At 55.3% G+C, this 20,032-nt stretch carries 20 protein-coding genes; 5 read left to right on the top strand and 15 right to left on the bottom strand.

Features of this window, described 5'->3' with window-relative positions:
* Nucleotides 1–50 precede the first annotated feature (50 nt).
* The 3 genes from ACYVGU_RS12730 (at nucleotide 51) to ACYVGU_RS12720 (ending at nucleotide 4,382) form a co-directional block, all read left to right on the top strand.
* Nucleotides 51–1,739, top strand: a complete 1,689-nt coding sequence (locus ACYVGU_RS12730; RefSeq protein ID WP_460622407.1) for a M28 family peptidase — start codon at nucleotides 51–53, stop codon at nucleotides 1,737–1,739.
* Between the two features lie 102 nt (nucleotides 1,740–1,841).
* Nucleotides 1,842–3,245 carry a lactate utilization protein B gene (locus ACYVGU_RS12725; protein ID WP_460622406.1) on the top strand — a complete coding sequence of 468 codons (1,404 nt, stop codon included), beginning with the start codon at nucleotides 1,842–1,844 and terminating at the stop codon, nucleotides 3,243–3,245.
* Nucleotides 3,246–3,332: 87 nt separating this feature from the next.
* Nucleotides 3,333–4,382 (top strand): hypothetical protein, encoded by a 1,050-nt coding sequence (locus ACYVGU_RS12720; RefSeq protein WP_460622405.1) that lies wholly within the window; start codon nucleotides 3,333–3,335, stop codon nucleotides 4,380–4,382.
* 130 nt (nucleotides 4,383–4,512) lie between these two features.
* Here the strand turns inward: ACYVGU_RS12720 and sdaAA are convergent, their stop codons facing one another.
* The 3 genes from sdaAA to ACYVGU_RS12705 all read right to left on the bottom strand — a co-directional run bounded on the left by sdaAA (nucleotide 4,513) and on the right by ACYVGU_RS12705 (nucleotide 6,988).
* Nucleotides 4,513–5,418: an L-serine ammonia-lyase, iron-sulfur-dependent, subunit alpha gene (gene sdaAA, locus ACYVGU_RS12715; RefSeq protein ID WP_460615027.1), complete on the bottom strand. Its 906-nt coding sequence runs from the start codon at nucleotides 5,416–5,418 to the stop codon at nucleotides 4,513–4,515.
* A 219-nt stretch (nucleotides 5,419–5,637) separates the two neighbouring features.
* Nucleotides 5,638–6,099: a peptide-methionine (R)-S-oxide reductase gene (msrB, locus tag ACYVGU_RS12710; RefSeq protein ID WP_460615026.1), complete on the bottom strand. Its 462-nt coding sequence runs from the start codon at nucleotides 6,097–6,099 to the stop codon at nucleotides 5,638–5,640.
* A gap of 85 nt (nucleotides 6,100–6,184) precedes the next feature.
* Complete coding sequence (locus ACYVGU_RS12705; RefSeq protein ID WP_460622404.1) at nucleotides 6,185–6,988, bottom strand: M949_RS01915 family surface polysaccharide biosynthesis protein; 804 nt, start codon at nucleotides 6,986–6,988, stop codon at nucleotides 6,185–6,187.
* Nucleotides 6,989–7,049: 61 nt separating this feature from the next.
* On the opposite strand from ACYVGU_RS12705, the gene ACYVGU_RS12700 reads away from it, so the two are divergent.
* Nucleotides 7,050–8,573, top strand: a complete 1,524-nt coding sequence (locus tag ACYVGU_RS12700; protein ID WP_460622403.1) for a bifunctional ADP-dependent NAD(P)H-hydrate dehydratase/NAD(P)H-hydrate epimerase — start codon at nucleotides 7,050–7,052, stop codon at nucleotides 8,571–8,573.
* A 24-nt stretch (nucleotides 8,574–8,597) separates the two neighbouring features.
* Here ACYVGU_RS12700 and ACYVGU_RS12695 read toward each other — a convergent pair whose 3' ends face one another.
* From ACYVGU_RS12695 to pafA, 4 genes are all read right to left on the bottom strand, one after another.
* On the bottom strand, nucleotides 8,598–9,512 hold the full coding sequence (locus tag ACYVGU_RS12695) for a UbiA prenyltransferase family protein (protein WP_460622402.1): 915 nt from the start codon (nucleotides 9,510–9,512) through the stop codon (nucleotides 8,598–8,600).
* Between the two features lie 65 nt (nucleotides 9,513–9,577).
* The gene (locus ACYVGU_RS12690; RefSeq protein WP_460622401.1) at nucleotides 9,578–10,261 is read right to left on the bottom strand and encodes a DUF6766 family protein; all 684 of its coding nucleotides are present in this window, start codon (nucleotides 10,259–10,261) and stop codon (nucleotides 9,578–9,580) included.
* 132 nt (nucleotides 10,262–10,393) lie between these two features.
* Nucleotides 10,394–10,975, bottom strand: a complete 582-nt coding sequence (locus ACYVGU_RS12685) for an inorganic diphosphatase (RefSeq protein WP_460615022.1) — start codon at nucleotides 10,973–10,975, stop codon at nucleotides 10,394–10,396.
* A 138-nt stretch (nucleotides 10,976–11,113) separates the two neighbouring features.
* Nucleotides 11,114–12,826: an alkaline phosphatase family protein gene (gene pafA / locus ACYVGU_RS12680; RefSeq protein WP_460622400.1), complete on the bottom strand. Its 1,713-nt coding sequence runs from the start codon at nucleotides 12,824–12,826 to the stop codon at nucleotides 11,114–11,116.
* A gap of 127 nt (nucleotides 12,827–12,953) precedes the next feature.
* Between pafA and ACYVGU_RS12675 the strand changes: the two genes are divergently transcribed.
* On the top strand, nucleotides 12,954–13,679 hold the full coding sequence (locus tag ACYVGU_RS12675) for an HAD family hydrolase (protein WP_460622399.1): 726 nt from the start codon (nucleotides 12,954–12,956) through the stop codon (nucleotides 13,677–13,679).
* Nucleotides 13,680–13,768: 89 nt separating this feature from the next.
* Here ACYVGU_RS12675 and atpG read toward each other — a convergent pair whose 3' ends face one another.
* The 8 genes from atpG to ACYVGU_RS12635 all read right to left on the bottom strand — a co-directional run bounded on the left by atpG (nucleotide 13,769) and on the right by ACYVGU_RS12635 (nucleotide 19,787).
* Nucleotides 13,769–14,659: a F0F1 ATP synthase subunit gamma gene (atpG, locus tag ACYVGU_RS12670; RefSeq protein WP_460615019.1), complete on the bottom strand. Its 891-nt coding sequence runs from the start codon at nucleotides 14,657–14,659 to the stop codon at nucleotides 13,769–13,771.
* A gap of 106 nt (nucleotides 14,660–14,765) precedes the next feature.
* Nucleotides 14,766–16,349: a F0F1 ATP synthase subunit alpha gene (atpA, locus tag ACYVGU_RS12665; RefSeq protein WP_460615018.1), complete on the bottom strand. Its 1,584-nt coding sequence runs from the start codon at nucleotides 16,347–16,349 to the stop codon at nucleotides 14,766–14,768.
* Nucleotides 16,350–16,355: 6 nt separating this feature from the next.
* On the bottom strand, nucleotides 16,356–16,916 hold the full coding sequence (atpH, locus tag ACYVGU_RS12660; RefSeq protein WP_460622398.1) for an ATP synthase F1 subunit delta: 561 nt from the start codon (nucleotides 16,914–16,916) through the stop codon (nucleotides 16,356–16,358).
* Nucleotides 16,917–17,005: 89 nt separating this feature from the next.
* Nucleotides 17,006–17,500, bottom strand: a complete 495-nt coding sequence (locus ACYVGU_RS12655) for an ATP synthase subunit B family protein (protein ID WP_460615016.1) — start codon at nucleotides 17,498–17,500, stop codon at nucleotides 17,006–17,008.
* A gap of 167 nt (nucleotides 17,501–17,667) precedes the next feature.
* Complete coding sequence (gene atpE / locus ACYVGU_RS12650; protein WP_044000749.1) at nucleotides 17,668–17,925, bottom strand: ATP synthase F0 subunit C; 258 nt, start codon at nucleotides 17,923–17,925, stop codon at nucleotides 17,668–17,670.
* Between the two features lie 53 nt (nucleotides 17,926–17,978).
* The gene (gene atpB, locus ACYVGU_RS12645; protein ID WP_460615015.1) at nucleotides 17,979–19,043 is read right to left on the bottom strand and encodes a FoF1 ATP synthase subunit a; all 1,065 of its coding nucleotides are present in this window, start codon (nucleotides 19,041–19,043) and stop codon (nucleotides 17,979–17,981) included.
* A 33-nt stretch (nucleotides 19,044–19,076) separates the two neighbouring features.
* Entirely contained in the window at nucleotides 19,077–19,484 is a 408-nt protein-coding gene (locus tag ACYVGU_RS12640) for a hypothetical protein (protein ID WP_460615014.1), read from the bottom strand.
* A gap of 57 nt (nucleotides 19,485–19,541) precedes the next feature.
* The gene (locus tag ACYVGU_RS12635; protein WP_460622397.1) at nucleotides 19,542–19,787 is read right to left on the bottom strand and encodes an AtpZ/AtpI family protein; all 246 of its coding nucleotides are present in this window, start codon (nucleotides 19,785–19,787) and stop codon (nucleotides 19,542–19,544) included.
* Between the last annotated feature and the right edge of the window lie 245 nt (nucleotides 19,788–20,032).

The following is a 20,032-nucleotide window of genomic DNA, read 5'->3' as shown; positions in this document are numbered from 1 at the left end:
CTGTTTCCCACCAAACCCACCCCACTCTCATCCCCTACATTCCTTACTATATGCAGAAAACTTCCTTCCTGGCTCTGTTACTGGCGGCCGGTATGGCTACCTCAGCCGTGGCCCAGCAGAAACCCGAGAAAACCAAAGTCAAGGTCAAGCGCAAGGCCAAAACCGAGATGCCTGCCGCGGCCGAAGCCACGCCGGCTCCCGCCGCACCTGCCGCTGACTTTGCCCGCACCTACGCCGAAACTATCACACAGGCCGATCTGCGCACGCACCTGACGGTACTAGCCTCTGATGCGTACGAAGGCCGCGAAACCGGGGAGAAAGGCCAGAAAATGGCCGCCGAATACATTGCCAACCGCTTTAAAGAACTAGGCCTGCAAGGTCCGGTGCAGGGCTCCGATAACCCGTATTTGCAGCACTTCACCATGGTGCGCAGCACCTGGGCCGATGGCGCTACCCTGAAAGTGGGCGGCCAGAGCTACAAGTGGCTGACCGATTTCTACGCCTACGGCAACACTGGTTTCGCGCAGGAAACGGCCGTGCAGCCCGTATTTGCGGGCTACGGCATTGAGCAGGATGGCTACTCCGACTACGCCGCCCTGGGCGACGTGAAAGGCAAAGACCTGCTGATTCTGATGGGCGAGCCCCAGACCGATAAAGGCACGGCGCTGCTCGGCAAAGACGGCCAGAACAGCAAATGGGGCCAGGATTTCCGGGCCAAGCTCCAGATGGCCAGCCAGAAAGGCGCCCGCTCGGTATTCTTCGTGGACTTCAACCCGAACAGCAACTTCCAGAAGCTGGCTGCGCGCATGACGCCCTACATCAGCCGCCCCAGCATTGCCTTCAAAGACGCCAAACCCGACGGTAACCGCGCTACCGCCTTCTTCGTGTCGCCGGCAGTAGGCTACAAAATGCTGGGTACTACCTCGGCCGCTGTAACCAAGTACACCGCTGGCATCAACAAAGCCGGCAAGCCCGTAGCTGGCACCTTCAAGCCCGCCAAGACCCTAGTAAAAGCCGCTAAGAAAACCGAGGACTTCACGACTGAAAACGTGCTAGGCTACCTGGAAGGCACCGACCTGAAAGAGGAGATTATGGTGCTTTCTTCGCACTACGACCACATCGGCGTCATTAACGGCGAAGTGCACAACGGTGCCGACGACGATGGCTCCGGTACGGTAACGGTGCTGGAAATGGCCGAAGCCTTCGTGAAAGCCAAGGCAGAAGGCCATGGCCCGCGCCGCAGCATCCTGTTCCTGACCGTAACGGGCGAGGAAAAGGGCCTGCTCGGCTCCGAGTACTACACTGACCACCCCATTTTCCCGCTGGAGAAAACGATGGTGGATCTGAACACCGACATGGTGGGCCGCACCGATAAGGACCACGAAGGCAAAGGCGACTACGTGTATGTAATTGGTTCCGACAAGCTTAGCTCGCAGCTACACCAAGTGCTGATAGCGCAGAACGAGAAGTACACCCAGATGGACCTTGACTTCCGCTTCAACGATCCAGAAGACCCCAACCGCTTCTACTACCGCTCCGACCACTACAACTTCGCGAAGCACGGCATTCCGGTCGCCTTCTTCTTCAATGGGGTGCACGATGACTACCATGGCCCGGGAGACGAAGTGGAGAAAATTGAGTTTCCGAAAATGGAGAAACGTGCCCGCCTGGTGTTTTACACCGCCTGGGAGCTAGCCACTCGCGACCAGCGCATTGTAGTTGACTCGAATAAGAAATAGGTAATTTCTTCTCTGATTCTTCCTACCTTCAAAACCCGTCGAACCCAATAGGGGGCGGCGGGTTTTATATTTGCTGACCTTTGGGTCAACCTGCTGCCTGCCATGAATCCGACGACCACTACCCCCTTTGCCCCTACCAAAGCCGCTCAGTTCCTCACCGACTCTGACCGCAAAGCCTTTGACCTGGAGCATCGGCGCAAGATTCGCTTCAACATCGGCAAGTACAATGCGGCTGTACAAACGGGGCTTGGGTTCTACCAAGATCATGAGCTAGCGCGGGCGCGGGCCTCGTACCTCAAAACGCAGGTTATCAACCGCCTCGACGAATACCTGCTGCAATTTGAGCAGAACTTCACGGCGAAGGGTGGCAAGGTCATTTGGGCGCAGAACGCCGAGGAAGCGCTGTTTGAGGTGGGCAAGATTATGGAGCGCCGCAAGGCCCGCACCGTAGTGAAGGCCAAGAGCATGACCACCGAGGAAATCCACCTCAACAAATACCTTGAAAAGCGCGGTATTGAGTCGGTTGAAACGGACTTAGGCGAGTTCATTGTGCAGCTGAACGGAGAGCGGCCCTACCATATCGTGACGCCAGCTATGCACCTGAGCAAGCTCGATATTGCCGATATCTTCGTGAAGCACCTCGGCATTGAGTACACAGATGATGCGCAGAAGCTCGTGCTCACGGCCCGCCACCTGCTCCGCGACAAGTACACCGCGGCCGAAGTAGGCATTACGGGCGGCAACTTCATCATTGCGGATACGGGGGCTATTGCCGTCACGGAAAACGAAGGCAACGCCCGCCTTTCAGCCACCTTCCCGCAAACCCACATTGCCATTGTAGGCATTGAAAAGGTGATTCCACGCCTTCAGGACCTGGATTTGTTCTGGCCGTTGCTCAGCACGAGCGGTACCGGCCAGCAAGTAACCGTGTATAACACCATTTACACCGGGCCGCGCCAGCCGCTGGAAAAGGATGGACCGGAAGAAATGTTCGTGATTTTGCTGGATAATGGCCGCACCAACCTGCTGGCCCAACCCGACAAGCGCGAGGCCCTGAACTGCATCCGGTGTGGCGCCTGCCTGAATGTGTGCCCTGTGTACAAGAACATTGGCGGTCACACCTACGAGGCCACGTATTCTGGCCCTATCGGCTCGGTTATTACGCCGCACCTGAGCGGCATGGCCGAAAATAAGCACTTGAGCTACGCCAGCAGCCTATGCGGGGCCTGCTCCTCGGTATGCCCCGTCAAGATTCCTATCCACAATATCCTGCTCAAAAACCGCCAACAGAGCGTACAGGAAGGCCTTACAGATAAGGAAGAGCGCCGGGCTATTGCGTTGTGGATGCACGGTATGAAGCGCCGCTGGGTATGGGACCTGGCACCGGCTTCAGCCAAAAACTGGGTACTGAGCCGCTTGCTAGGCGAAGTAGGCTGGAGCAAGCGCCGCGACGCCGTACAGGTAGCGCCCAAAACCTTCCGCCAATTGTGGAAGGAACGCAAGTAACCGCACCTTAGCTTCTTTCCCAACCTCATTTCCTATAACCAAGTACAAGGCAAGCGCGGCAGTTCAGCCGCGGATGGCTACGTATGCATGCTGAATAGTGGTATTAACGCGCTGGTTTTCTCCATTGGCGCTTTTATGGTGGCCTACACTGTGTTGTCGGCCATTCGTTCGTTTGTGTTGCCCCGCAATGAGTCGGTGCTGCTTAACAACTGGGTGTTTCAGGGCATCCGAAAAGTATTCGAGGCCATGGCCTCCTTAGGCAAAACTTACGAGCAACGCGACAAGGTAATGGCCTTGTACGCTCCCGTAGGGCTAGTAGCATTGCCTATTGCGTGGCTGGGAGTGGTCAGCTTTGGCTACACCATTATCTACTGGGCGCTAGGCGAAGGTGATTTAGAACGCTGCTACCGCATTAGCAACAGCTCCTTACTTACCCTAGGCTCAGAAGAGCCTAGTAAACATGGGCTGGCTAACATCATGTCGTACTCAGAGGCTACATTGGGCCTGCTGCTGCTCACGCTGCTGATTTCTTACCTGCCTACCATCTACCAGGCATTTTCGCGGCGGGAGCTTACGGTAGCCCGGCTTGAGTTACGGGCCGGCCCTAAAGCTTCGGCCGTGGAGCTGCTGGTGTGGCTTCATGAAGCAGAGTTGCTTCACCACGGCCCGCAGTGGCAGCATTGGGAAGAGTGGTTTATTGAGATTGAAGAAACCCACACTTCCCTGCCTATTCTCTCTTTTTTCCGCTCTCCGCAGCCGGGGCGCTCCTGGGTAACGGCCGCCGACCTTATCTTGGATGCTGCCTCGCTGATTATCAGCACCGTAGACCTAGCCCGCGACCCGCATATGGTGATGTGCCTGAAGGCAGGCAGTGTGGCTATCAACCGAGTAGCGCGCTTTTTTGAGGTATCAGCGAAGACAAAAGCACCCGCTTCTCTCAGCGACTATCAGCCCGATAATAACCCGCAGCATGCTGACTTCCGCGACGCTTGCCAACAATTGTTCCAAGCTGGGATTCCACTGGTAGCCGATGAGGAAGCCGCTTGGAAGAAGTATCAAGAGCTCCGCTCCCATTACACGCCTGCCATCATGTACTTGGCCAAACTGACCATGGCACCAGAGATAAAGCCCATTTAGCTTACCCTACCCTTCTTTAAGTCAGTGAATATCATTCATTCGGGGCATTAAGCAGAAACGAGGAGCCGGGGCTTCCTGGTAGGCTAGCTCCTATACTCCTCGCTTCTAATCGAAATGTAAAACCTACTTTCTATTGCTGGTCTTCGTCGGGCAAAATGTGCACGTCCTGCACCAGCACCATCTTTTCTATTTCGCGGCCGCGCTTTGTGTTGGCTAGGCCACCTAAGGCGGTTTCCTTGTAGCGGGTTTCCATGCTCTGGCCTACTTCGCCCAGCGCCGCCACGCACTGATCTACAGGAATTACGGGGTCGACGCCAGCAATGGCAATTTGAGCGGAGCTGAAGGCAATGGCCGCTGCCGAGGCGTTGCGCACCACGCAGGGCACTTCTACGAGGCCCGCCACCGGGTCGCAGACGAGGCCCAACATACACTGAATGGTGATGGCTACGGCCGCAAAGGTTTCTTCTACGGAGCCTCCTAGGCAGTACACAATGGCACCCGCGCCCATGGCTGCCGCCGAGCCCGTTTCAGCTTGGCACCCACCCACGGCGCCAGCCAGGGAAGCATTCTGCTCAATAATAAGCGCTACCCCCGCCGCCACCAGCAACCCTTCCAGAATCGCGCGGTCTTCGAGCTTATGAATATCCTGGAGCGTAACCAGCACGCCGGGCAAAATACCCGAAGCGCCGGCCGTAGGAGCAGCCACCACGCGGCCCATGCAGGAATTTACTTCCTTCGCTCCCAAGGCGCGCGTCACGAGCTGCTTAAACTCCGGCGACAGAACGGTTACGGGCGAGGCAGCAATCTTCTTGGCTCCGTTGTTCACCATGCCCGAGCGGGAGGTCATGTTTTGGGTAAGGCCCGTATGTACGGCGTCGCGCATCACATCGTAGGCTCGTTGCAGGCCCGCCCATATTTCTTCTTCTGTGCGACCCTTTTGCTCTATTTCATAAGCTAATACGGGTTGGAACAGAGGCTCCTGGGTAGCGGCGCAATGCGCCTGCCAGCTGGCAAAATCGGTGAAGAGCAGAGACATGGGTGGGGTAGGAAAAGAGGGTGGGAAAGGCTCGTAACACGGGCGGCTGCCCCCGGGTTCAGGGCAGCGGGGCTACAAAAATCGGGATAAAAACCACAGGCCCAAGATGCGGGCCACGTCTGTTTTCGGCTTTGCTCCGGTTAGGACCCTAGCGTATACGCAAAAGGCTCCTTTACCGCAGCGGTAAGGAGCCTTTCAACTAAAACCAGACCTAGTAGGCTAGCTTACTTTTTCTGCTTCGGTTACCAGCTTAATGGAAGCCGAGTTGATGCACAAACGTAGGCCGCTCGGCGGCGGACCATCGGGGAAGACGTGACCCTGGTGGGCGTCGCAGACGTTGCAAAGCACTTCTACGCGCGTCATGCCATAACTGGTGTCCTTCTTGTAGCGAATAGCATTTTCTTTTACTGGCTGCGTGAAGCTCGGCCAACCCGTGCCTGATTCAAATTTGGTGGTCGAATCATACAGCGGCGTACCGCAACACACGCAGGCATATAGGCCCGCTTCATGGGCTTCGCAATATTCACCAGTAAATGCCCGCTCGGTGCCGTGCTGGCGCGTTACGTGGTACTGCTCGGGCGTCAGCTGGGCTTTCCACTCAGCATCGGTTTTTTCTACTCGTTTATCGGGAGCCGGGCTGCCGTGGTTGGCCAGCCGGATGACGTCGTTCCAGGTTTGCATGAGGTATAGAAAATTAGTGCAGAAGTCGAATAGCTACAAACGCGACAGGCTAGCCGGAAGTTTACTATGGCTGAGTTGCGGTTTACTAAAATTGATCAAACTCATTTTGCACCGACCACTTACGCCACTGCTGCCGGGCAAAGCGCAGAAACACTGCCGGAGCTTTCTTAAATTCCTTTTCCGTTTCATAGCGCCCCGCCAGCAGTTCGTAGCCATCTGGAGCGTCGAGTTGCTGCTTGCTGATGGTATCGAGGCAGCAGGGGTTAGCCGGCGCGCGCCCACTTACTGGAATAGAGTCGTAGGCCACTACCGTTTGTCCGCGTAGCGCATATTTGGCTGCACCTTCGTGCAGTATCAGCTTGAGGTTAGAAGGGCTCACATCGCTGCGGCAGGTGAGCTTATACAGCAGCGTGGTTTCTGACTGGCCATCGCCATCAAGGTCCGTAATAGACGTAGCGCCTGGAAGCGGCCCCAGCCACAAATCGAAAGGACAGTTCCGAATCGCATCTTGCAGGCGCCATAGCTCCTGCCAGCTTCCGGCGCGGTGCACGTATTGGCGGGCAAATAGCTCCACGTACGATTCTTCGTCGGTGTATTTAGTTGTATTCTCCGAAAATGGCCCTTTCCGGAACACCACTAGCATATTTTCTCCCTTGGCATCTGTCCAGCGGAGGGCCTCTAATAACTTACCTGGCATCCGTAAAGCAGCCGGAACCTGCTCTAGTGGTACTGCCTGTGTTCTAATGCTGTCTGGCCTCTGTATACTATCCGATACAACAGAAACGGAAGCATCATTAGTAATAGTGACTTGTTTCGCTTCCTCCGTTTTCCTTTCCGAACAACTTACTCCGAAAAAGGCCAGTACGCCTAGTGCGTAGAATAGCTTCATAGAACGCATATAACCCCGATCCTTGATTGTAGTCGACAAGCTACTTTTTATCAGCTAAACCATGAAAATCCTCTCCGCTGCCCAGACTCGTGCTCTTGACCAGGCTACCATTCAGAGCCAGGGCATTAGCTCCACCGACCTGATGGAACGGGCCGCCACGGCCGCAACTGCCTGGCTTTTGGATACGCTGCAGCCGGCTTATACTACAGAGATACACATCTTCTGCGGCCCTGGCAACAATGGCGGCGACGGGCTGGCCATTGCCCGGCAGTTGCACGAGGCTGGCTATACTCCGCAGGTGTGGCTGTTACCGGCCGCAAGCTATTCCGCTGACTACACGCATAATCGGGAGCGGCTGCCCACAGAAGTTTCTTGCCAGGAACTTACAGCCGGCAACTTCCCGCCATTACACCCGCAAGCACTGGTTCTTGATGCCTTATTTGGCACCGGCTTGAGCCGGCCGTTAACGGACGCCGCCGCTACTTTGGTACATCACCTGAATGCTTCTCAGGCAGCTATAGTAGCCATTGATATTCCCTCCGGTTTGTTCGCTGATACTGCACAGCCTGCTGATAGCGCTATTGTGCGGACCCGGTTCACGATAAGTTTTGAGCTGCCTAAGCTGGCTTTCCTGTTGCCGCAACATGCCGAGTACGTGGGTAACTGGCAGGTTCTTCCCATCGGGCTCGATGCTGAGTTTATCCACAACACCACTGTGGATAACTACTTTGTGGATGATAACTTTATCCTAGGCCGCTTACCGGCCCGAACCCGATTCAGCCACAAAGGCACTTTTGGCCACGCGCTATTGCTAGCCGGCAGCCGAGGTAAAATAGGCGCAGCAGTACTGGCGACACAAGCTTGTCTACGGGGCGGCGTGGGGCTACTCACGGTGCGGGTACCAGCAGTAGGCTATACCATCCTGCAAACCTCTGCTCCCGAGGCCATGACTCTCACGGATCCGGCCACAGATTTCGTAACGGAGTTGCCGGAGCTAGGACCGTATGCAGCTATTGGCATCGGGCCGGGGCTAGGGCAGGAAGATGCCACCTGCGACGTACTGCGGCAGCTGTTACGCAAGGCCAAAGTACCGCTGGTGCTCGATGCCGATGCGCTGAATATTCTGGGGGCTTATCCGGAGTTGCTCAAGCTGCTGCCCCCGGAGTCGCTGCTCACACCGCACCCCAAAGAGTTTGAAAGGTTGGTTGGAAAGCCGGCGGCTCATGATTACGAGCGGCTAGAGCAGCTCAGGGAATTTGCTCACACCTACCAGTGCTTTTGCGTACTGAAAGGCGCCTACACCGCGCTGGCTGCCCCTACTGGCCAGCTTTACTTTAACAGCACCGGCAACCCCGGCATGGCCACCGGCGGCAGTGGCGATGTGCTGACGGGTCTGCTGCTGGCTCTGCGAGCCGATAAGCGCCTCTCACCGCTTGATGCGGCTATCCTGGGGATCTATGCCCACGGCCGCGCTGGCGACTTGGCTGCGCAGCAAACCGGCGAAGCAGGCCTTGTGGCCGGTGATATAGTGCGTTTCATTGGTCCGGCGCTGCAAGAGCTAACGGCCGTTGCGCCGAAGCTGTAGACACGGTTTACCACGTACCAGCACCTAGTAAAACCCAACGGCCTCTCCGCGACTGGCCCACCACACCGCCAGAAACTGCACCAGCATCACGCCATCCGTCAGCAGCGCAAAATAATAGTCGGGGCGCGACTCCTCGGCAAACCAGATGACGGTTGCGGCCAACGCGAGAGGTAGTAGCAATACTAGCTCATGTGCGGTGGGCGCACCGGGCGGAGTGAGCACAGCCGCCGCCAGCAAGGCCGCCAAAGCTATTAGCTTGGTATTCCGAATGCCAAACACGCCCGGAAACGTACGCGTACCTGTCAGGCGGTCTTTGGTGTAGTCGCGGATATCGAACACAAACGCTAGGGCCAGAATAAAGAGAAACCGCCGCGCGAACAGCACCAGCACCACCTGCTCTGAAAGCCCGCGGCCGAGGTACAACGCCGGAATCCAGACCGTAACGGCTGCCCACACATACGCTATCAGAAACACCTTGAGCAGCGGCAGGTCGCGCAGGGCCCACCAACGGCCGCCACGCTTCACAAGCGGCATGGAATAGAGCACGGAAATCACGCCCAAGTGCACCAGAAACAGCGTCAGGCTCAGTCGGGCATCGGTTAGGAAGAGCAGGCCAGCCACTACCCCCGCCAGCAGCGTCAACCCCACCAATTCTCTCCGATGGCCCCGCATCCATTGCTTGCGCTTCGAGAGGCCGGGCTGCTGCGCCTGTTTATAGGGCAGCACACTGTCGAGGTTGTACAAGAAAAGAGTGGCCGTAAAAATCAGGCCACCCAGGTGACTCGGAATATGCACTCGCCAGAACAGAAAGGTCGCCCACATCAGCCCCAGCGCGGCCAACGACAGCCAGACGCTGCTATACAACACGGCATCGAGCAGGAGCTTCAGACTAGCCCCCAGTGAGCGTAAAAGCGCAGGCAATGAACGGGCGGATAGCATAGGGGCAACTTACGGGCGAGGCAGCACCGGCGGCCCCCTTTCGGCAGCGCGAATATACTGCACGGCTACCCGCCGGTTTCGCTGTTCGCGGCATCTACGGGCTTTGACTCCGGTGAGCCATGCTGCCGCAGAAATATCGACAGCCCGACGATGGAAACGATAGATAGAAACTCGCTTTGCCAGTTCTGAAACGACTCAAACCAGAACCGGCTGGTAGCCATATACCCTAGCACATCTACCGGAGGCTTTCCCTGCTGCACCTGCTCGATGCTGTATACCTCTGCTCCGCCTTTTGCGTGCAGCCAAACGGAGGCAAAGAACAACACGAAAAAAGCAATGCTCAACGACCGGCGGTACAATGCCAGTTGCCAACCGCCGTGCTTTACCGGGCCCGGCGCGTCTTCTTTACTAGGGTCCGGTTCTTTGTCAACCTCTTCTTCTTCGTAGAGCTTTTTAGATTCCGACGAACCCCGTTGGCGCAACCAGATGGTGAGCACCACATACAGCCCCATTTGCAAAAACTCGCTTTCCCAGTTCTCGAAGGTTGCTTCCAGAAAATGGCCAGATTGGGCGTATTGGCCCATGGTAAGGGGTAGTAGTTTCAGCTCCTCCAGGTCGGCATTGTACTCATGCCAGCCGGTAAAGAACTGGCCCACTAGGGTGCCCAGCACGAGCAACCCACCTAGCAGCAGCAGGCTGTTTTCGTAGAGGAACTTAAGAAACCTGGATTTAGGCGGTTGTTTCAGCATACACAGCCTCATACGCCAAGCAGCACCCAAAAAGATGCTACGCTTGTGCTTGCCACCTGCTGCAAAACACAACAGCCCCCGGCGCCAAAAGACGCACGAGGGCTGTAACGGTGTGTGGTACTAGGGACGAAATTAGCTCAGGGCCTCCTTTACGTCTGCAACATCCTGCGGGTTGCCCTTTGGGAAAGTTTCTTCGTACAATTTGATGCTGTTTTCGATGATGCGGTACGCATCTTCGCGACCCATGAAGCGCTCAACAGATACCTGCTTGTGCTCCAGTGCCTTATAGTCCTCAAAGAAACGCTGCATTTCCAGCAGCGTGTGCGGGGGCAGGTCAGAAATATCGTTGAAGTGATTTACCGACACGTCGTTGGCGGCTACCGCAATGATTTTGTCGTCTTCTTCGTCCTGGTCAATCATCTGCATCACGCCAATCACCTTGGCATCCACTAGGCACATCGGTACGATGTCAACGGAGCACAACACCAGAATGTCCAGTGGGTCTTTGTCGTCGCAGTACGTCTGCGGAATAAAGCCGTAGGCGGCCGGATAATGCACTGCCGAGAATAACACACGGTCCAGCTTTAGCAGGCCGCTATCCTTGTCCAGTTCGTACTTGCCTTTCGAGCCTTTCGGGATTTCAATGATACCGTTTACGACTTTAGGAGCGTCTTCGCCACGCTCTACGTCGTGCCAGGGGTTAAAATGAGCCATGAGAGAAAAATGTTGGGGCAGGAAATAGCCGTGCCCGCTAGTCGTGGTAAGTAAACGTGTGTGCGATTTAAACGGCAACCCGCTGATTTGGATGCTTTTCCCAACCAATGGAGCCTAGTAATTTCGGCTCGCCAGTGGCTACCAGCCCAGCACCTCGGCCAGCGGCTGCCCCGTGCAGCCATCAGGCTCCTGAATATGCAGCCAGCGAGCTATCGTGGGCGCAATATCGGTAATCTTTGCCGGAGCTGACGACTGTCCGTGCTTAACCTGCCAACCCCAGAACACTACCGGCACGTGGGTATCGTAGTTGCCCGAGGAGCCGTGGGTAGTGCCCTTGTTCACCGGGAACTGGTAGGACTCCAGCCAACCCGGCTCCAGCACCACCATCACGTCGCCGCTGCGCTTGGGGAAGTAGCCGTTTTCCAGATGCATCAGCATCCCGCTTTCCCAATGTGATTTCTGCACATCCTCGGCGGCCAGTGCCCGCGTTACGCCCGCATATGTGAGCATAATACTGGCCACTTCGCGCTGCATCTGATACAAGTCTAGCTTTTTGCTTTGTATCAGGGGGCGGTTGAGGTACACCTGCTGGTTTTCGTAGCTCATCACCCAGTTGCCCGGGCCGTGTAGGCGCACCAGCCGCTGCTGCAGGGAGTCGCGCATCAGGCCTGGGCCCACAGAACCCGCCGGTATTTTCTTGTCGATAAGGAAATTGGGTGAATGCGCTGCCCCGTGGTCAGAGCTCAGGAACACCAGAGCCTGCTTTTTCCCTACCGCTTTATCGAGGTAGGCAAAGAGGCGCTCCAAATCCCGGTCGAGGCGCAAATAGGTATCCTCCACTTCAATGGAGTTGGGCCCGAACTGGTGCCCTACGTAGTCGGTGCTGGAAAAGCTCAGGGCCAGAAAATCGGTCTGGCCGCGCTGGCCTAGTTGCTCGGCCCGCATCGTTTCCAGCGCGAAATCCAGCGTCAGGGAATTGCCAAAGGGCGTGGAGCGAATCAGGTCCAGGTTGCGGGGCGTGGCAACGGGTGCTTTTTCGCCGGCTGCTTCCATATTGCCTTTCACCGCTGTGCTTGGCGCTGCACTTAGCGTTGGTAGGTCGTGCGGGAATACGGGCTTGGTCTCGCCCTTAAACGCGCCTTCCCAAGGCACATCATCCGGCGAGCTTTCAGTGTACTGCGCAATCGGCAGCAGCGTGTTCCAGGGCTTGTCGAGGTACTGCGCGGCGCGGTTTTCGGAGTTGAATTTGGCAACCCAGTCCGGCAATTGCTGTGTGTAGAAAGTGCTGGTGATAAACGCTCCATTGGTGCCATCATACCAATATGCGGCATTGGCCGCATGGCCTGCCGGCAGAATAGAGCCCCGGTCCTTAATGCACACTCCAATCACTTTGCTTTGGAAATTGGTGGCCAGGCGCAGCTCATCAGTGATGGTGGTAGTTAGCATATGGCGCGGCGATTGTTGCCCCGCAGCCTTCGAACCACCCACTGGCTCCACGGTCTTATCCTCCGTCACGTAGGTTCCCTTGCCTTCTTCGCGCACCATCCAGTTGTTGCCTACAATGCCATGCACCGAAGGGGTAGTACCAGTATAGATGCTGGCGTGGCCCGGGCCGGTATAGGTAGGCACGTAATTGTAGTGCGCGTTTTCGTAACTGAACCCCTCGCCCAGCAACCGCCGAAATCCGCCCGCGCCGTACTTATTCCAGTAGCGGTACAGATAATCGTAGCGCATCTGGTCCACTACAATGCCTACTACCAGCTTGGGGCGGTCAAGAGGCTTACCAGGTTTCTGGGCGACGGCGGGCGCGGCCAGTGTAGCCGCCAGCAACAAACTCAGACGAATTTTCAAGGCAAATGAGAAAGGATGAAAGGCAGCTCAGCGCCTCAATAACAGCGTACGCGGCCGTAAAGATAACCGGCTTGATTCGGAGTTGCGTACTAAGGAATCTGCCTATCCTCCCCTTACCTGATCTAGCATGGCTACTACCCTCCCCTATGCGCTCATCTTTGATATGGATGGCGTTCTGATTGACAATACGCGTGAGCAGGCCAAGGCCTTCCAGCTGCTATTTCGGGATGTAGGCTTGACTACCAATGCGCTGGGCTTGCTTAAGCGACTTAATGGCATGCCCGCTTCCAAAATCCTGGAAACCGTTTTCACTAACCCCGTTCCGAAGAAAAAGCTGGAAGAGTACGCAGCTCAGCGGGAATTGCTGTACCGCGTGCTATACTGGAATAAGCGCCGAGAAGTAGCCGGCCTGACTGATTTTCTGCAACAGGCCCGCGCCGCTGGCTTCAAAATTGGCCTCGGCACCGGCTCGGCTACGGATACCATTAGCTACATCGTAGACCATCTGGACTTGCGCCGCTACTTCGACGTGATTGTAGGAAAAGATGATGTTGACCGCGGCAAGCCACACGCCGACACCTATACCGCAACAGCGCGTGCGTTAGGTCTTCCGCCAGAGCGGTGCTTAGTCTTTGAAGATGCCCTGATGGGCGAGCAGGCCGCGTATAAAGCCGGCATGCGCTGTATTGGCCTTACCACCACACTACCCCCCAAATCGTTTCAAAGCCCCCTAGCGCTCATCAAAGACTTTACTGAACTAACGCCTGAGCGAGTACTGGAGCTATTGGAAAAGAACCCTATTACCCCCAAGCCGAGCAAACAACTAGCCAAGCGGCAGTACATGAAGTTGTAAACCAAACCAACTTATTAGGTCTTATCAAGCAACAAGGCCCGTCTCCTTACGGAAACGGGCCTTGGCATTTCATTCTGAAAAGGCTTAACCTAGCGGCTGGCAGCCAGCGCTTCAGCACCACCCACAATTTCGAGAATCTCGGTGGTAATGGCCGCTTGGCGCGTGCGGTTGTACGTGAGCTTCAGCTGTTTCAGCAGTTCACCCGCGTTGTCGGTAGCTTTGTCCATGGCCGTCATGCGGGCACCATGCTCAGAAGCATTGCTTTCCAGCACTGCCTTGTACAGTTGCACCTTCAACGACTGTGGAATCAGGGTACGTACGATTTCCTCTTTCGAAGGCTCAAAAATGTAGTCTACGTTGGCAGTAGCCGGCGCATTGGCCAGCTGCTCTGCGGGCACCAGCGGCAGCAGCTGCTGGGTGCGCACAATCTGAGTAGCTACGTTTTTAAACTCGTTGTACACCATCACTACCTCATCGTACTGGCCAGCCCGGAAGCCGTCCATGGCTTGCTCAGCGGCCTCCCGAACAGTTTCGAAAGACAGTTTGCCGAATACGTGCTGGTAGCTACCTAGCAAAGGCAACCGCTTACCGAAGTACTCGTGTGCTTTGCGGCCAATAGCCATTACTGTGATGTTTCCGGCCGCAGCCTGTGCTGCGTAGCGCTCCTGCAGCACAGCATTCACCCCTTTAAAGATGTTGCTGTTGAAAGCACCCGCTAGGCCACGGTCAGAGGTAATAGCAATAATTAGCACACGGCGTACATCACGCTGCTCTGCGTACTCGCTTACTACATCCTCACCAGCCAGAGCCGTCAGATTGCCCAGAATACTATTGAGCCGCTGCGCGTAAGGGCGCATACGCAGGATGTTATCCTGCGCCCGACGCAGCTTAGCCGCCGCCACCATTTTCATGGCTTTGGTGATTTGCTGCGTGCTCTGCACCGACGTAATGCGGCTCCGAACTTCTTTTAAGCTAGCCATAGGGTATGGGTTGCCAGTTATCGGTTACCAGTTGCCAGCTGTCTGCTACCCTTGCTCAAAGAGCTAATCGGTAACGGACAACTGGCAGCTGATACCTTTAAACTGATTACTTATTGGCGTAAACCGCCGACAGATCTTTAGCGACCTGACGGATGGCACCGGTGATTTCATCATCCAGCTTGCCAGCCTTCAAGCCTTTCAGAACCTCCGGATGACGCGAATTCATCACCTGGGTAAATTCTTTCTCGAACTCACGCACCCGGTTTACAGGCACCAAGTCAAGCAGGCCGTTGGTAGCAGCATAGATTACAGCTACCTGATCTTCTACTTTCTGGGGCGAGAACTGGGGCTGCTTCAGGATTTCAAGGTTACGACGGCCGCGCTCAATAGTGAGTTTGGTCGAAGCATCGAGGTCAGATCCGAATTTGGCGAAAGCTTCCAGCTCGCGGAACTGAGCCTGGTCGAGCTTCAGCGTACCAGCCACTTTCTTCATCGACTTGATCTGGGCGTTACCACCTACGCGCGATACCGAGATACCTACGTTAATAGCCGGACGCACACCTGAGTTGAACAGGTTGGTTTCCAAGAAGATCTGACCATCCGTAATCGAAATTACGTTGGTTGGGATATACGCCGAAACGTCACCGGCCTGGGTCTCGATGATCGGAAGTGCCGTCAGCGAACCACCACCTTTTACAAGGTGCTTAATGCTGTCGGGCAAATCGTTCATGTCACGCGCAATGGCGTCGGAAGAGTTAATCTTCGCGGCACGCTCCAACAAGCGGCTGTGCAGGTAGAATACGTCACCTGGATAGGCCTCACGTCCGGGAGGACGACGCAGCAATAGCGATACTTCGCGGTAAGCCACTGCTTGCTTCGACAAGTCATCGTATACAACCAGTGCCGGACGACCCGTGTCGCGGAAGAACTCACCGATAGCAGCACCAGTGAAGGGAGCGTAGAATTGCAGCGGAGCAGGGTCAGCGGCCGGAGCAGCTACTACCACCGTGTAATCCATAGCACCACCTTTGGTCAGGGCCTGCACAATCTGAGCGATGGTGGAAGCTTTCTGGCCAATGGCTACATAGATACAAAATACTGGCTGACCAGCTTCATAGAACTCGCGCTGGTTCAGGATAGCATCAAGGGCTACCGTCGACTTACCCGTCTGACGGTCACCGATGATGAGCTCACGCTGGCCGCGGCCAATCGGAATCATGGCGTCGATAGCCTTGATACCCGTCTGCATAGGCTCGTTTACTGGCTGACGGTAGATAACACCCGGAGCTTTGCGCTCCAGTGGCATATCGTAGGTTTCGCCCTGGATAGGACCACGACCGTCGATAGGCTGGCCGAGCGTGTTCACAACGCGGCCAATGATACCTTCACCAACCTGAATAGAGGCAATTTTATTGGTACGACGTACCGTTGCGCCTTCCCGGATTTCAGAGTAGTCGCCGAGCATTACGGCACCTACGTTATCTTCTTCCAGGTTAAGCACGAGGGCTTGGAGCCCGTTTTCAAATTCGATCAATTCCCCTGCTTGGGCTTTGCCCAGGCCGTAGATACGGGCTACACCGTCGCCAACCTGCAGAACCGTACCAACCTCTTCGAGTTCGGCTTCGGTTTTGAAGTTGGACAGCTGCTCCCGCAGAATGGCGGATACTTCATCCGGACGTACTTCTGCCATGGTGGGTTATAGTTGGGGTTGGTAGGGATTCTTCGAGAATTCGTTGCGCAGCTTGCGCAAGCGGTAGCTAACCGAGTCGTCGATGAGCCGGTCGCCAATCCGCAGCACGAAACCGCCAATGAGCGAAGCATCTACTTTCTCGGTGAGCGAGACATCGGCTAGGCCGGATTGCTGGCGCACCATTTGTTGCAACTGGGCGCGCAACTCAGCAGACAGTGGCATGGCAGTGGTAACTTCTGCTACCTGCATACCGCGCAGTGAGTTGTACTGGGTCAGAAATTCGGAACCGATAAACTCCAGCGCGCTTTCACGGCTGTGCTGGGTAACAATAGAGAAGAATTTCTCCGTCATTGCCGACACTTTACCGTTGAAAATAGCCCGCAGGATAGCCAGCTTCTTATCGTGCTTTACAATAGGATTGCGAAGCAGCAGACGCAGGTCACGGTTTTCTTCCAGCGTTTTGCTGAACAGATCCATGTCTTGCTTTACTACTTCCAGCTCGCCACGTTCCTGTGCCAGATCCAGCAACGACTTCGCGTAACGGGAGGCAACTCGTATTTCAGACATTCTTATAGAAGTTGAGAAGCTAGGAGCCAAAAACTAGCAATGCACTCACGTAGGCGAGTACCACAGCTACGCTTTTAACTTCTGGCGCCTTAGTTCAATTTCACTTCTTTCAGATACGAGTCCACGAGTTGCTGCTGGGCCGGTTGATCGGTCAGTTCGCGGCGCAGAATGCGCTCGGCAATATCGATGGAAAGCTTGGCAGCGGTGTTTTTCACCTCAGCCAGAGCAGAGTTTTTCTCGTTCTGGATGGCTTCGCGGGCTTGCATAATCATGCGGCTGCCTTCTTCCGTTGCCTTGTCCTTAGCCTGCTCAATGAGCTGGTTAGAAATATCGGTGGCTTCCTTCAGAATACGGTCGCGCTCCATGCGAGCTTCAGCCAGCAACTTTTCGTTACCAGCTTTCAATTGCTGCATTTCCAGCTTGGCTTGGTCAGCCATGCGCAGGGCTCCTTCGATGGAGCTTTCCCGCTCTTTCAACGAGCTCAGGATGGGTTTCCAGGCAAATGCGCGCAGCAACAGCAGCACGATGCCGAAAATCACTAGCTGCCAAAAGATAAGGCCTAATTCGGGCGTTACAATTTGCATCGTAGAAACTGATAGGGGATGAGTAATGGGTGGAGACCTACACAGCAAAAGCAGACAATCTGCTTTCTACTGCTGTCTTGGCTAGGCCCCAGAAAAGCCAAGACAGCCCGCTACGCCGTGCGCTGAAGCGACGCGCGCAGCGGGCTGCTTTTGTACTACCTCTATCCCTAGAGTTTAAACGAAATCAGCAGGCAAACTACTACTGCGAACAGAGCCAGACCTTCGATCAGAGCGGCTACAATCAGCATAGCAGTTTGAATCTTGCCTGAAGCTTCTGGCTGACGACCGATGGCTTCCATAGCCTGGCCACCGATACGACCGATACCCAGACCAGCGCCCAGAGCAACTAGACCAGCACCGATAGCGGCACCAAATACAGCCAGACCAGCGGCGTTAGCAATCTGCAACAACAGAGAAAGAAGCATAAAAAAATGGTTTGTGGGGAGTGAAAAACAAAAAAATCAGGGGGTGTGAAAGCTTAGTGCGAGTGCGCTGGCTCAGCGCCATCGCCACCGCCCATCTGGTAATCAGCGTCGTGGTGTTCTTCCACTGCACCACCGATGTACATTGCTGTCAGCAGGGTGAAGATGTAGGCCTGCAGAATAGCTACCAGCAACTCAAGCATGTTGATAAACAAGCCGAAAGCCAGCGTTACGGGTGCAACACCAATATTGCGGAAGATGAAGATGAGCGAGATAAAGCTCAGAATTACAATGTGACCGGCCGTGATGTTAGCAAACAAACGCACCATCAGGGAGAATGGCTTTACGAAGATGCCAATGATTTCAACCGGAATCATGATGGGCAGCAGAGCCTTCGGTACGCCAGGCGTAGCGAAGATGTGATGCCAGTAGTTTTTGTTTGAGCTGAACAGGGTGATGAGCAGCGTCAGGACAGCGAGGGTGAGCGTTACGGCGATGTTACCGGTGAGGTTAGCGCCACCGGGTACTAGGCCCAGCAGGTTGTTAAACCAGATGAAGAAAAACACCGTCAGCAGATACGGCATGTAGCGCTCGTACTTCGGGCCGATTGACTTTTTGGCTACCTCATCGCGGATGAATACGATGATTGGCTCAAAGAAAGATTGAATGCCGCGGGGAGCACCCGTGCCACGCTTGGCATACCCACGAGCTACAGCAGTAAATACGAGCAACAGAACAATAGCGCTCAGCATCAGCGAGGCAACGTTCTTGGTAATGGAGAAGTCATAGACTTTGCTGCCATCCTCCGACACCAGATGCTCATGCTCCAGCTTCAAGCCTTGGTATTCTTTACCTTCAGCCAAATGCGAAGAGGAAAATACGCTCAGGCCTTGCGAAGGGCGGTAAGCAATTACTGGCAACGGAAGCGTCAGGTGGGTACCGTGCGCTTCATCGCCTAGCGTGGCAAAATGCCACTCGTGCGCATCACCAATGTGATGCAAAATCATGTCGCCGGGGCTGAAGGCCTCCTTATCAGTGGCTTCCTCCTGCGTTGGAGTCGGTTCGTTGGCGTATACCGAGAACGAGAACAGGCACAAGAGAGCTAGAAGTAAGCGCTTCATTCAGAGTGGTTTAGGGACATCTTCACAAAATCTTCATTTTGTGGGTTCACCCGGTTTTGAAAACGGGCGCAAGTTACTCAGAACGCTCCAGACTTCAAACCCGGCAAAAAGAAAATACAGGAGAAAGAAGCTTCCTAGAAATGCCCACTGCCCGTCGCCCTCGCGACCGCCACCTAGAAAAAGGTACACTAGCACCACTGTAAGCGACAAAAGCAGGCGTGCAACCATTGACCCAAAGTACGCGACCATAAAGTTTTGCGCATTAGCCTTTACTATTTTAGCGGTGATCCAATACGTGAGCAACGTCAGGAGCGCGAAGAAGCTGAAGGTGTACACGGTGAACGGATGGATAATGCGCGGTCCGAACTGTGAGTAGAGCGCGTAGAGCACAAAGCCTGTCAGAAGGCAGAAGATCAGATAGGGGCGAAGAAAGGACTTCAAGGCTACGCAGGGGCTAGTAAGTGGGGCAGATGAAAAATGGCCGGTGAGCACCAGCCTTTATTGCTCTTTCGTGACGGAGCGAATGACATTATATAAAGCCGCAAACAGGCCTAGCAACATCAGACTCAGTGTAAACCACGGCGTTTTGGTGTGGAAGTGCCCATCGAGCCAATAACCAGCCCATGTACTCAACCCAATGGTCACCATCATTTGGGCGGCAATGCCGGAGTAGCGCGCCACAGCACGCATCCGGTCGGAGTTGCCTTCTGGGTCGGGGCGGCGAGGAGGGATAGGGCTTGACATGAGGGCAGGCGAGGCGGTGGGAAAAGTAAAATTACACTACCAAACGTTAGCAGCTGGGCACTATGTTTACCCAGATGGTGTGTCCGGGTGGAAACCTGTACTTTTACCTATTGCGCTACGTTGAGAGACAGAAGCCGGCCGAACGATTCGGATTGGCATTCGTGTTTTCTCTCCGCCCCCTTTCGCCCTGAGCTTCCCGCTGCTTTGACGACGACAAATTTTTCGCTTTTACGCCCGCTGACTGC

It is taken from the genome of Hymenobacter tenuis, from assembly GCF_054780495.1.
This window is presented reverse-complemented; position numbering and strand designations above follow the sequence as displayed.

What these genes read in the sequence shown, in the direction of transcription:
- ACYVGU_RS12705 (WP_460622404.1), bottom strand. Translation starts at nt 6,988, where the DNA reads ATGAAGCTATTCTACGCACTAGGCGTACTGGCCTTTTTCGGAGTAAGT.
- atpB (WP_460615015.1), bottom strand. Translation starts at nt 19,043, where the DNA reads ATGAAGCGCTTACTTCTAGCTCTCTTGTGCCTGTTCTCGTTCTCGGTA.
- ACYVGU_RS12655 (WP_460615016.1), bottom strand. Translation starts at nt 17,500, where the DNA reads ATGCAAATTGTAACGCCCGAATTAGGCCTTATCTTTTGGCAGCTAGTG.
- ACYVGU_RS12720 (WP_460622405.1), top strand. Translation starts at nt 3,333, where the DNA reads ATGCTGAATAGTGGTATTAACGCGCTGGTTTTCTCCATTGGCGCTTTT.
- ACYVGU_RS12725 (WP_460622406.1), top strand. Translation starts at nt 1,842, where the DNA reads ATGAATCCGACGACCACTACCCCCTTTGCCCCTACCAAAGCCGCTCAG.
- sdaAA (WP_460615027.1), bottom strand. Translation starts at nt 5,418, where the DNA reads ATGTCTCTGCTCTTCACCGATTTTGCCAGCTGGCAGGCGCATTGCGCC.
- ACYVGU_RS12690 (WP_460622401.1), bottom strand. Translation starts at nt 10,261, where the DNA reads ATGCTGAAACAACCGCCTAAATCCAGGTTTCTTAAGTTCCTCTACGAA.
- atpH (WP_460622398.1), bottom strand. Translation starts at nt 16,916, where the DNA reads ATGTCTGAAATACGAGTTGCCTCCCGTTACGCGAAGTCGTTGCTGGAT.
- atpG (WP_460615019.1), bottom strand. Translation starts at nt 14,659, where the DNA reads ATGGCTAGCTTAAAAGAAGTTCGGAGCCGCATTACGTCGGTGCAGAGC.
- ACYVGU_RS12700 (WP_460622403.1), top strand. Translation starts at nt 7,050, where the DNA reads ATGAAAATCCTCTCCGCTGCCCAGACTCGTGCTCTTGACCAGGCTACC.
- ACYVGU_RS12675 (WP_460622399.1), top strand. Translation starts at nt 12,954, where the DNA reads ATGGCTACTACCCTCCCCTATGCGCTCATCTTTGATATGGATGGCGTT.
- msrB (WP_460615026.1), bottom strand. Translation starts at nt 6,099, where the DNA reads ATGCAAACCTGGAACGACGTCATCCGGCTGGCCAACCACGGCAGCCCG.
- atpA (WP_460615018.1), bottom strand. Translation starts at nt 16,349, where the DNA reads ATGGCAGAAGTACGTCCGGATGAAGTATCCGCCATTCTGCGGGAGCAG.
- ACYVGU_RS12635 (WP_460622397.1), bottom strand. Translation starts at nt 19,787, where the DNA reads ATGTCAAGCCCTATCCCTCCTCGCCGCCCCGACCCAGAAGGCAACTCC.
- ACYVGU_RS12695 (WP_460622402.1), bottom strand. Translation starts at nt 9,512, where the DNA reads ATGCTATCCGCCCGTTCATTGCCTGCGCTTTTACGCTCACTGGGGGCT.
- ACYVGU_RS12730 (WP_460622407.1), top strand. Translation starts at nt 51, where the DNA reads ATGCAGAAAACTTCCTTCCTGGCTCTGTTACTGGCGGCCGGTATGGCT.
- atpE (WP_044000749.1), bottom strand. Translation starts at nt 17,925, where the DNA reads ATGCTTCTTTCTCTGTTGTTGCAGATTGCTAACGCCGCTGGTCTGGCT.
- ACYVGU_RS12685 (WP_460615022.1), bottom strand. Translation starts at nt 10,975, where the DNA reads ATGGCTCATTTTAACCCCTGGCACGACGTAGAGCGTGGCGAAGACGCT.